This is a genomic window from Flavobacterium limi (assembly GCF_010645075.1).
Classification (GTDB): domain Bacteria; phylum Bacteroidota; class Bacteroidia; order Flavobacteriales; family Flavobacteriaceae; genus Flavobacterium; species Flavobacterium limi.
On record NZ_JAADZV010000001.1, the window covers coordinates 965213 to 978062 of the forward strand.

The 12850-nt window shown below is 35.5% G+C and carries 7 protein-coding genes; 6 read left to right on the forward strand and 1 reads right to left on the reverse strand.

Features of this window, described 5'->3' with window-relative positions; translation table 11 throughout:
• Positions 1 to 9: 9 nt before the first annotated feature.
• From rplA to GXM16_RS04210, 6 genes are all read left to right on the forward strand, one after another.
• Positions 10 to 699, forward strand: a complete 690-nt coding sequence (gene rplA / locus GXM16_RS04185; protein ID WP_025572415.1) for a 50S ribosomal protein L1 — start codon at positions 10 to 12, stop codon at positions 697 to 699.
• Positions 700 to 721: 22 nt separating this feature from the next.
• On the forward strand, positions 722 to 1225 hold the full coding sequence (gene rplJ, locus GXM16_RS04190) for a 50S ribosomal protein L10 (protein ID WP_163392994.1): 504 nt from the start codon (positions 722 to 724) through the stop codon (positions 1223 to 1225).
• Positions 1226 to 1315: 90 nt separating this feature from the next.
• Complete coding sequence (gene rplL, locus GXM16_RS04195) at positions 1316 to 1687, forward strand: 50S ribosomal protein L7/L12 (RefSeq protein ID WP_025572412.1); 372 nt, start codon at positions 1316 to 1318, stop codon at positions 1685 to 1687.
• 263 nt (positions 1688 to 1950) lie between these two features.
• A complete protein-coding gene (gene rpoB / locus GXM16_RS04200) occupies positions 1951 to 5763 on the forward strand; it encodes a DNA-directed RNA polymerase subunit beta (RefSeq protein WP_163392996.1) in 3813 nt (1270 codons plus the stop codon).
• 261 nt (positions 5764 to 6024) lie between these two features.
• Positions 6025 to 10332: a DNA-directed RNA polymerase subunit beta' gene (gene rpoC, locus GXM16_RS04205; protein ID WP_163392998.1), complete on the forward strand. Its 4308-nt coding sequence runs from the start codon at positions 6025 to 6027 to the stop codon at positions 10330 to 10332.
• A gap of 54 nt (positions 10333 to 10386) precedes the next feature.
• Positions 10387 to 10695: a DUF3467 domain-containing protein gene (locus GXM16_RS04210; protein WP_163393000.1), complete on the forward strand. Its 309-nt coding sequence runs from the start codon at positions 10387 to 10389 to the stop codon at positions 10693 to 10695.
• A 242-nt stretch (positions 10696 to 10937) separates the two neighbouring features.
• Here the strand turns inward: GXM16_RS04210 and GXM16_RS04215 are convergent, their stop codons facing one another.
• Complete coding sequence (locus tag GXM16_RS04215) at positions 10938 to 12530, reverse strand: peptide chain release factor 3 (RefSeq protein ID WP_163393002.1); 1593 nt, start codon at positions 12528 to 12530, stop codon at positions 10938 to 10940.
• Positions 12531 to 12850 lie beyond the last annotated feature (320 nt).

Below are 12850 nucleotides of genomic sequence, written 5' to 3' on the forward strand. Positions count from 1 at the left end.
GAGAAAGAAATGGCAAAATTGACAAAAAAGCAAAAAGAGGCTGCTTCAAAAATTGAAAAGAACAAATTATACTCTTTAAAAGATGCTGCGGCATTAATTAAAGTTGTTGCTTCTGCAAAATTTGATGAGTCTGTTGATATCGCAGTTCGTTTGGGTGTAGATCCAAGAAAAGCGAATCAAATGGTAAGAGGTGTAGTTACTTTACCTCACGGAACAGGAAAGGACGTTAAAGTATTAGCATTGGTTACTCCGGATAAAGAGGCAGAAGCTAGAGAAGCTGGGGCAGATCATGTTGGTCTTGATGATTACTTACAAAAAATTAAAGACGGTTGGACAGATGTTGATGTTATTATCACTATGCCAGCTGTTATGGGTAAATTAGGTCCATTAGGTCGTATTTTAGGACCTAGAGGTTTAATGCCAAACCCTAAAACAGGTACTGTAACTATGGATGTTGCAAAAGCTGTTCAAGAGGTAAAAGCTGGTAAAATTGACTTTAAAGTTGATAAAACTGGTATCGTTCACGCAGGAATTGGTAAAGTTTCTTTTGGAGCTGAACAAATTGTTGACAACGCACACGAAATTATTCAAACATTAATAAAACTTAAACCAACTGCTGCTAAAGGTACATACATTAAAGGTATTCACCTTACAAGCACTATGAGTCCTGCAATTGCATTAGACCCAAAAGCAGTATAATTGGTAGTTAAAAATTTTTAGTATGACTAGAGAAGAAAAATCAATCGCGATTGAAAATTTAACTGCGCAGTTAGCTGGTACAAATATCATTTATGTATCTGATATTTCTGGTTTAAACGCAGAAACAACTTCAAACTTACGTAGAGCTTGTTTTAAAGCAGGTATCAAATTAGAAGTTGTTAAGAACACTTTGCTTGCAAAAGCAATGGAAGCTTCTGCTAATGATTATGGTGATTTACCTACAGTTTTAACTGGTAACAGTGCTATATTCATTTCTGATGTTGCAAATGCGCCTGGAAAAATTATCAAAGATTTCCGCAAGAAATCTGATAAGCCACTTTTAAAAGGAGCTTACATTAATTCTGAAGTGTATATTGGAGATAACCAATTAGATGCGTTAGCTACAATTAAATCTAAAGAAGAGTTACTTGGAGAACTTATTGGATTATTACAATCTCCAGCTCAAAGAATTATTTCTGCTTTACAAAACAAATTCGCTGGTAGCGAAGAAGAAACTGAAGCATAATAAATCAAAACAGGGAATTAGTCCTTGTTGCTTAATTAGCGCACAATAAACAAAATATAATTTTACAAATCATTTTAAACGATAGAAAAAATGGCAGATTTGAAACAATTCGCAGAACAATTAGTTAACCTAACAGTTAAAGAAGTTAACGAATTAGCAACAATATTAAAAGATGAGTATGGTATCGAGCCTGCTGCTGCAGCTGTAGTAGTTGCTGCTGGTGGTGGAGAAGGTGCCGCTGAAGAAGCACAAACTGAATTTACAGTTGTATTAAAAGAAGCTGGTGCTTCTAAATTAGCTGTAGTAAAATTAGTTAAAGAGCTTACAGGTTTAGGTCTTAAAGAAGCTAAAGATGTAGTTGATGGTGCTCCAAGTACTGTTAAAGAAGGTGTTTCTAAAGAAGAGGCTGAAGGTCTTAAAAAATCATTAGAAGAAGCTGGAGCTGTAGTTGAATTAAAATAATTCAACTCGGTTTTAAGAACTAGGTTTAGGTCCTGAGTTAACACTCAAAGACCTAAACCATTTTTCGTATAATAAAATACATTAAATTTTATTATCAAATAGTTTAATATACGAAAGAGTTTTTGATCAATACGAAGAAAAAAAATGAAACTGTTTTTTAGTTTATTTTTAAAGATGTATTGGTTTTAAAAAGAAAGTATAAACTAAGCAGTGTGTTTTACACAAAAAAAATTACTTTTTTTTAATCAAAATTTTGTCCATTGATGATAACAAATCAGACTGAAAGATTGAATTTTGCCTCTACTAAAAACATTCCTCAATATCCGGATTTTCTAGATGTTCAGGTAAAATCGTTTAAAGATTTCTTCCAATTGGAAACCAAATCTGACGAAAGAGGCGACGAAGGGTTATACAATACCTTCATGGAAAATTTCCCAATTACAGATACTAGAAATAACTTTGTATTGGAGTTTCTTGATTATTTTGTAGATCCGCCGCGTTATACCATTCAAGAATGTATAGAGAGAGGTCTTACTTATAGTGTGCCTTTAAAAGCCAGGTTAAAACTATATTGTACAGATCCTGAACACGAAGATTTTGAAACAATTGTACAAGATGTTTATCTTGGAACAATTCCTTACATGACTCCAAGTGGTACTTTTGTAATCAATGGTGCCGAACGTGTTGTAGTATCTCAATTACACCGTTCTCCAGGGGTTTTCTTTGGACAGTCATTCCATGCAAACGGAACTAAACTTTATTCTGCAAGAGTAATTCCTTTTAAAGGTTCTTGGATAGAATTTTCTACAGATATCAATAGCGTTATGTACGCGTATATCGATAGAAAGAAAAAATTACCTGTAACAACTTTATTCCGTGCTATCGGTTTCGAAAGAGATAAAGATATCTTAGAGATTTTCGACTTAGCGGAAGAAATTAAAGTTTCTAAAACAGGAATTAAAAAATATATTGGAAGAAGACTTGCTGCACGTGTATTGAACACTTGGCACGAGGATTTCGTTGATGAGGACACTGGTGAGGTAGTTTCTATCGAGCGTAACGAAATCATCCTTGATCGTGACACTATTATCGACAAAGATAATGTTGAAGAAATCATCGATTCTAACGTTAAATCTATTTTGTTGCACAAAGAGGATAATAACCAGGCAGATTATGCTATTATCCACAACACGTTACAAAAAGATCCAACAAACTCTGAAAAAGAAGCTGTAGAGCACATTTACCGTCAGTTGCGTAACGCTGAACCGCCTGATGAGGAAACTGCTCGTGGTATTATAGATAAATTGTTCTTCTCTGACCAACGTTACAACTTAGGTGAAGTAGGTCGTTACAGAATGAACAAAAAATTAGATTTAGATATTCCTATGGATAAGCAAGTGCTTACTAAAGAGGATATTATTACAATCGTTAAATATTTGATCGAGTTGATCAACTCTAAAGCAGAGATTGATGATATCGACCACTTATCAAACCGTCGTGTTAGAACAGTTGGTGAACAATTGTCTCAACAATTCGGTGTTGGTTTAGCACGTATGGCCAGAACTATTCGTGAGAGAATGAACGTTAGAGATAACGAGGTGTTTACACCAATCGATTTGATCAATGCTAAAACATTATCTTCGGTTATCAACTCTTTCTTTGGTACTAACCAGTTATCTCAATTTATGGATCAAACGAATCCACTTGCTGAGATTACACACAAAAGAAGATTATCTGCACTTGGACCAGGTGGACTTTCGAGAGAAAGAGCTGGTTTCGAGGTTCGTGACGTTCACTACACTCACTACGGACGTTTATGTCCAATTGAAACGCCTGAGGGACCAAACATTGGTTTGATTTCTTCTCTAGGTGTTTACGCGAAAGTAAACGGAATGGGATTCATCGAAACTCCATACCGTAAAGTTACTAACGGTGTAGTTGATTTAGAAAGTACTCCAGTTTATTTAAGTGCTGAAGAAGAAGAAGGAAAAATGATTGCTCAGGCAAACATTGAAATGGACGAAACTGGTAAAATTACAGCTAGCAATGTTATTGCTCGTGAGGAAGGTGACTTCCCGGTTGTTGAGCCAACAGTAGTTCATTATACTGACGTTGCACCTAATCAGATCGCTTCGATTTCGGCTTCATTGATTCCATTCTTAGAGCATGATGATGCGAACCGTGCGTTGATGGGATCGAACATGATGCGTCAGGCGGTTCCTTTGATTCGTCCTGAAGCTCCGATTGTTGGTACAGGTTTAGAGCGTCAAGTTGCTTCTGACTCAAGAGTATTGATTAATGCTGAGGGTCATGGTACTGTAGAATACGTTGATGCTAATATCATTACGATTAAATACGACCGTACTGAAGATGAAAGAATGGTTAGTTTTGATGCTGATGAGAAAACATACAACTTAATTAAATTTAGAAAAACCAATCAGGGTACTAGTATTAACTTGAAACCTATCGTAAGAAAAGGTGACAGAGTTATTCCTGGTCAGGTATTATCAGAAGGATATGCTACTCAAAATGGTGAATTAGCTTTAGGTAGAAACCTAAAAGTTGCGTTCATGCCATGGAAAGGGTACAACTTCGAGGATGCGATTGTAATTTCTGAAAAAGTAGTTCGTGATGATATTTTTACTTCTATCCACGTTGATGATTATTCATTAGAGGTTAGAGATACTAAGTTAGGAAATGAAGAGTTAACAAACGACATTCCTAACGTTTCTGAAGAAGCTACTAAAGATTTAGATGAAAACGGTATGATTAGAATTGGAGCAGAGGTTAAACCTGGCGACATTTTGATCGGAAAAATTACACCAAAAGGAGAATCAGATCCAACTCCTGAGGAGAAATTGCTACGTGCAATCTTCGGGGATAAGGCTGGTGATGTAAAAGATGCTTCATTAAAAGCGTCTCCATCTTTACATGGTGTAGTTCTTGACAAAAAATTATTTGCAAGAGCCGTAAAAGATAAACGTAAACGTACTCAGGATAAAGATGCTTTAGGAGCTCTTGAAATGGAATTCGAAACTAAATTTGTTGAGTTAAAAGACAGATTGGTTGAAAAATTATTCCTGATCGTTAACGGAAAAACATCTCAAGGTGTAATGAATGATTTGGGTGAAGAAGTTTTGCCAAAAGGTAAAAAATATACTCAAAAAATGCTTTACGCAGTTGAAGATTTCGCTCACTTAAGCAAAGGTCAATGGGTTGCTGATGACGCTACTAATAAAATGGTTAATGATTTGATTCATAACTATAAAATTAAGCTAAACGACTTACAAGGATCTTTAAGAAGAGAGAAATTCACTATTACAGTTGGGGATGAATTACCATCTGGAATCTTGAAATTGGCTAAGATTTATATTGCTAAGAAACGTAAGTTGAAAGTAGGGGATAAAATGGCGGGTCGTCACGGTAACAAAGGTATTGTTGCTAGAATCGTTCGTCATGAAGATATGCCTTTCTTGGAAGACGGAACGCCAGTTGATATCGTGTTGAACCCACTTGGGGTACCTTCACGTATGAACATTGGTCAGATTTATGAGACTGTTCTTGGATGGGCTGGTATGAATCTGGGTAGAAAATTTGCTACTCCAATTTTTGACGGTGCTTCTCTAGACGAGATCAACGCTTTGACTGATGAGGCTAACGTACCACGTTTCGGACATACTTACCTATTTGATGGTGGAACTGGAGAGCGTTTTGCACAAAAAGCAACTGTGGGTGTAATTTATATGCTTAAATTAGGACACATGGTTGATGATAAGATGCACGCACGTTCTATCGGACCATACTCATTGATTACGCAGCAGCCATTAGGAGGTAAAGCTCAATTTGGAGGTCAGCGTTTTGGAGAGATGGAGGTTTGGGCACTTGAGGCTTATGGAGCTTCTAGTACACTACGTGAAATCTTAACTGTTAAGTCTGATGACGTTATTGGTAGAGCTAAAACTTACGAGGCTATCGTTAAGGGTGAAACTATGCCAGAACCAGGTTTACCAGAATCATTCAATGTATTAATGCACGAATTGAAAGGTCTAGGATTAGATCTTCGTTTGGAAGAATAAATAAAAGTTTTGTAATCGGTCCCGTTTTTTAATGGGACTGATTACTCATTTATAATAAGTTTTTAAAGATTTATACCCGTAACCCGTTCCGATTTTTTATAACAATGCAAGGCATTTTATAACTAGCGCTTTAAACAAGAGTTTGAAGTTTAGAGAAGTAACCCGAGGTAGTAGCTGAATGATTAACTCTTTAATTTTTAAAGAGTAGATTATAAATCTAAAATCAATTTTTTAATTGCAAATAAATCAATAGTAAAAACTATGATGAATAACAGAAACAATAAAGATAAAAATCCAGTAAAAAGATTTAACAAAATCTCTATTGGATTGGCTTCGCCAGAATCTATCCTTAAAGAATCAAGAGGAGAGGTTTTAAAGCCGGAAACAATTAACTATAGAACTCACAAACCAGAGCGTGACGGACTTTTCTGCGAAAGAATCTTCGGACCAGTAAAAGATTTCGAATGTGCTTGTGGTAAGTATAAAAGAATTCGTTACAAAGGTATCATCTGTGACCGTTGTGGTGTTGAAGTTACTGAGAAAAAAGTACGTCGTGACAGAGTAGGACACATCAACCTTGTTGTGCCAATCGCTCACATCTGGTATTTCCGTTCTCTTCCAAACAAAATTGGTTATATCCTTGGTCTTCCATCTAAGAAATTAGATATGATTATTTACTACGAAAGATACGTAGTAATCCAGGCTGGTATCGCTAAAAATGCAGATGGAGAATCATTACAGAGATTAGATTTCTTAACTGAAGAAGAATACTTAAACATTTTAGATACTCTTCCACAGGAAAATCAATATTTAGATGATCTAGATCCAAATAAATTCGTTGCCAAAATGGGAGCAGAGTGTATTATGGATTTATTAGCTCGTATTGATCTAGATGCTTTATCTTATGAATTAAGACACAGCGCTAACAACGAGACTTCTAAACAAAGAAAAACTGAGGCTTTAAAAAGATTACAAGTTGTGGAATCTTTCCGTGAGTCTAACGAAAACCGCGAAAACCGTCCAGAATGGATGATTATGAAAGTGGTTCCAGTTATCCCACCAGAATTACGTCCGCTTGTACCACTTGATGGAGGTCGTTTTGCAACTTCAGATTTGAACGATTTATATCGTCGTGTAATTATCCGTAACAACCGTTTGAAAAGATTAATGGAGATTAAAGCTCCAGAAGTTATCTTAAGAAATGAGAAACGTATGTTACAAGAATCTGTAGATTCATTATTTGATAATACTCGTAAAGCTTCTGCTGTTAAAACAGAATCAAACAGACCATTAAAATCATTATCTGACTCGTTAAAAGGTAAGCAAGGACGTTTCCGTCAAAACCTTTTAGGAAAACGTGTGGATTATTCTGCTCGTTCGGTAATTGTCGTTGGTCCAGAGTTGAAATTATATGAGTGCGGATTGCCAAAAGATATGGCATCTGAGTTATACAAACCGTTCGTTATCCGTAAGTTGATCGAAAGAGGTATTGTTAAAACAGTAAAATCTGCTAAGAAAATCATTGACAAAAAAGAGCCTGTAGTTTGGGATATCCTTGAAAACGTAATTAAAGGACACCCAGTATTACTTAACCGTGCTCCTACTTTGCACAGACTTGGTATTCAGGCATTCCAACCTAAATTAATTGAAGGAAAAGCGATCCAGTTACACCCATTAGTATGTACGGCATTCAACGCCGATTTCGATGGTGACCAGATGGCGGTTCACTTACCATTAGGACCAGAGGCTATTTTAGAGGCACAATTATTAATGTTGGCTTCTCACAACATCCTGAATCCTGCAAATGGTGCTCCAATTACTGTACCTTCTCAGGACATGGTCTTGGGTCTATATTATATGACCAAAGAGCGCATTTCTACAGAAGATCACAAAATTATTGGTCAGGATTTGACTTTCTACTCTGCTGAAGAAGTAAATATTGCATTAAACGAAGGAAGATTAGAATTGAATGCTCGTGTGAAAATTAGAGCAAAAGATTTTAATGAGAACGGAGAATTAGTGTACAAAATCATCCAGACAACTGCAGGACGTGTATTATTTAACGAAGTAGTACCAGAAGCAGCTGGATATATCAATGACGTATTGACTAAGAAAAACCTTAGAGATATTATCGGACACATCTTAAGTGTGACTGATGTACCTACAACGGCAGCTTTCTTGGATAATATGAAAGATATGGGTTATAAATTCGCATTTAGAGGAGGTTTGTCATTCTCTTTAGGTGATATTAGAATTCCAGAACAAAAAACTAAATTGATTGCAGATGCCAGAGAACAAGTTGAAGGTATCTCAACCAACTATAACATGGGTCTTATCACTAATAACGAGCGTTACAACCAAGTTATTGACGTATGGACTTCTGCGAATGCTCAGTTAACAGAATTAGCAATGAAAAATATTAGAGAAGACCAACAAGGTTTCAACTCTGTATATATGATGCTTGACTCTGGGGCAAGGGGTTCTAAGGAGCAGATTCGTCAGTTGACAGGTATGCGTGGTTTGATGGCTAAGCCTAAAAAATCTACTGCCGGTGGTGGTGAGATTATTGAAAACCCGATTCTTTCTAACTTTAAGGAAGGTCTTTCGATCCTTGAGTATTTCATTTCTACTCACGGTGCTCGTAAAGGTCTTGCGGATACAGCTCTTAAAACAGCTGATGCTGGTTACTTGACAAGAAGGCTTCATGACGTTTCTCAGGACGTTATTGTAAACATCGAAGATTGTGGAACTCTTAGAGGTGTTGAAGTTTCTGCCTTGAAGAAAAATGAGGAAATCGTTGAATCTTTAGGAGAAAGAATTTTAGGACGTGTTGCATTGCAAGATGTTATAAATCCACTTACTAACGAAGTAATGGTTGAATCTGGACAACAGATTACCGAATCAATTATGAGAACCATCGAAGCTTCTCCAGTTGAAAAAGTAGAGGTTAGATCTCCATTAACTTGTGAAGCTACAAAAGGTATTTGTGCGAAATGTTATGGTAGAAATTTAGCTACCGGTAAGATGACACAAAGAGGTGAAGCTGTCGGAGTTATTGCAGCGCAGTCTATTGGTGAACCAGGTACACAGTTAACACTTCGTACATTCCACGTTGGAGGGGTTGCAGGAGGTATTTCTGAAGAATCTAGTATTGTTACAAGATTTAATGGTAGATTAGAAATTGAAGATTTAAAAACAGTAAAAGGAGAAGACAGTGAAGGGAATTCTGTTGATATCGTGGTTTCACGTTCAACTGAATTGAAATTAGTTGACGAGAAAACTGGAATTGTTTTAAATACACACAACATTCCTTACGGTTCCAGTATTTTTGTTAATGACGGAGAAACTGTTGCTAAAGGAACTGTTATCTGTAAATGGGATCCATATAATGGTGTAATTGTTTCTGAATTTACCGGTAAGATTGCTTACGAAGATTTAGAGCAAGGACAAACATTCATGGTTGAAATTGATGAGCAGACAGGTTTCCAGGAAAAAGTAATTTCTGAAGCCAGAAATAAAAAATTAATTCCAACATTATTGGTTTACGGTAAAGAAGGTGAATTGATTCGTTCATACAACTTGCCAGTAGGGGCACACCTTATGGTTGAGAATGGTGAGAAAATTAAAGCAGGTAAAGTATTAGTGAAAATCCCACGTCGTTCTTCTAAATCTGGGGATATTACAGGAGGTTTACCAAGAATTACGGAGTTGTTAGAAGCTCGTAATCCTTCTAATCCAGCAGTAGTTTCTGAAATTGACGGCGTTGTTTCTTTCGGTAAAATCAAAAGAGGTAACCGTGAAATCGTTATTGAATCTAAATTTGGCGACGTTAGAAAATACTTGGTGAAATTATCAAGTCAGATTTTAGTTCAGGAAAATGACTTCGTAAGAGCGGGTGTTCCATTGTCTGATGGTGCTATTACTCCAGATGATATCTTAAGAATTCAGGGACCAGCAGCTGTTCAACAGTACTTGGTGAATGAAATTCAGGAAGTTTACCGTCTACAAGGGGTGAAAATTAATGACAAGCACTTTGAAGTAGTTATTCGTCAAATGATGCGCAAAGTTAGAGTTCAGGATCCCGGAGATACTTTGTTCTTAGAAGATCAATTAATTCACACTAAAGATTTCATTGTTCAAAACGATAAATTATATGGTATGAAAGTAGTTGAAGATGCTGGAGATTCTTCTGTATTAAAACCAGGTCAGATTATTACACCTCGTGAATTACGTGATGAAAATTCATTATTGAAACGAAATGATAAAAATCTTGTTGTAGCAAGAGATATAATTACTGCAACTGCAACGCCAGTTCTTCAGGGTATTACAAGAGCTTCGTTACAAACTAAATCATTCATTTCTGCGGCTTCATTCCAGGAGACAACGAAAGTACTTAATGAAGCTGCTGTAGCTGGTAAAGTAGATGATTTAGAAGGATTAAAAGAAAATGTAATTGTTGGACACAGAATTCCTGCAGGAACTGGTATGAGAGAATATGATAATACTATCGTAGGATCTAAAGATGATTACAATGAAATGATGGCAAATAAAGAAGAGTATATTTATTAATTCTTATCAATTCCCTCTTTTTCGAAAGAGGGAAATTGAAAAAATATTCAAATTATGAGTAATCCGAAACAGCAAGAACAAATTAATATTGAGTTAGACGAAACTATTGCAGAAGGAATTTATTCCAACCTTGCAATCATCAATCACTCATCATCTGAATTTGTTTTAGATTTTGTAAATATTATGCCGGGTACTCCAAAAGCCAAGGTAAAGTCAAGGATTGTCCTGACTCCACAACATGCTAAAAGATTATTGAGAGCAATTGGAGAAAATATTCATCGTTTTGAGGCTGCCCATGGTGAAATCAAAGAAACTGAACAATCACCAATTCCTCTTAATTTTGGTCCGGCAGGACAAGCATAAAATTTTTGAAAGCTCCAGAAATGGAGCTTTTTTTATAAAATAAGTTCACAAAAAGTGTATTTTGTCTGATTTAATTTACTTTCAACGAGTATGTTTTAATAGTTTACTGTTTAATCATATTTTTGACTTAACATAAAATAAAGAAAATTAATTTTTCCACAAAAAGGTTAATTTAATTCTTAAAAAAAGCGCCAACTTTCAGAGTTGGCGCTTTTTGATTTGATTTATTGCGTAATGTATATTTATTCGAATTCTGATGTGAAAAATAATTTTACATTTGGATATTTGCTTTGTGTCATCTGAATTGTAAAATCAGAATCTGCCAAAAATACTAATTGTCCATATTTATCATGAGCCAGAAATTTTTGCTTGATTCTTTTAAATTCTTTGAATTCTTCACTTTTAGGGTCATTAGGCTTTACCCAGCATGCTTTGTGAACCGGGAAGTTTTCGTAAGTACACTTTGCCCCGTATTCGTGCTCAAGACGATATTGAATTACTTCGTATTGCAGTGCTCCAACTGTTCCGATAATTTTACGGTTATTCATTTCTAATGTGAATAACTGCGCCACACCTTCATCCATTAACTGATCAATTCCTTTATCCAATTGTTTTGCTTTCATTGGATCAGCATTGTTGATGTATCTAAAGTGTTCAGGCGAGAAGCTTGGGATTCCTTTAAAACTCATTAATTCACCTTCAGTTAATGTGTCTCCAATTTTGAAATTTCCAGTGTCATGAAGACCAACGATATCTCCTGGATAAGAAATGTCAACAATTTCTTTTTTCTCTGCGAAAAAGGCATTTGGACTGGAAAATTTTAGGTTTTTCTTTTGTCTAACATGGTAATAAGGTTTGTTTCTTTCGAAAGTTCCCGAAACAATTTTAATAAACGCCAAACGGTCACGGTGTTTCGGATCCATATTAGCGTGGATTTTGAAAACAAAACCAGACATTTTTTCTTCGGCAGGATCGACCAAACGGGTTTCTGAATCCTTTGGTCTTGGTGATGGCGCAATCGTAACGAAACAGTCTAATAGCTCACGAACACCAAAATTGTTTAAGGCTGAACCAAAAAACACAGGCTGAATTTTTCCGTCTAAATATTCCTGACGATCAAATTTGGGATATACTTCATCAATTAATTCCAACTCTTCACGAAGTTTGTCAGCTGCTTTTTGTCCTACTATTTTATCTAATTCCGGATTGTTCTGAACATCAGAAAAAGCAATAGTTTCTTCAATGTTTTTACGGCTGTCTCCGCTAAAAAGATTAATGTTTTCTTCCCATAAATTATAAATTCCCTGAAAGTCATACCCCATTCCGATTGGAAAACTTAAAGGCGTAACTTTTAAACCTAATTTTTGTTCTACTTCATCCATTAGATCGAAAGCGTCTTTACCTTCACGATCTAATTTATTGATAAAAACAATCATAGGAATATTACGCATTCTACAAACGGCAACCAGTTTTTCAGTTTGTTCCTCGACTCCTTTCGCAACGTCAATAACAACAATTACACTATCAACTGCGGTTAAAGTTCGAAAAGTATCTTCAGCAAAATCCTTGTGCCCCGGAGTATCCAGAATGTTGATTTTTTTGTCTTTATAATTAAAAGCAAGTACGGATGTAGAAACCGAAATACCTCTCTGACGCTCTATTTCCATGAAATCACTCGTTGCTCCTTTTTTTATTTTATTATTTTTTACGGCGCCTGCTTCCTGAATTGCACCTCCAAAAAGCAGCAATTTTTCTGTTAATGTTGTTTTACCGGCATCGGGATGCGAGATAATCCCGAAAGTCCTCCTGCGTTGAATTTCTTTTAAAAAGCTCATATTTTTGTATAAATAGATTGCAAAAGTACTATTAATTAATACGATTTGAAAATAAATGCAATCCTGTTTTGATTTAGATGATTTTGTTTTTCTGTGATTTATGCTAATGAAAATGATTAATTTGTTCTTCTACATAGCTAACTTTCTGCATTGTGTATAATTTTTTGTTAATAGTATAGCTGATAGTTGGATTATGTAATTGAATTGTTATTTTTGCTCGTTATAAGTTGTAAAAAAGCAAATCTATTTTTTTGTGTTTTCTCAAGTTTGAAAATATTGATTAATTGATTTCAGTTTAAATAATGACTAAAACAGGACCT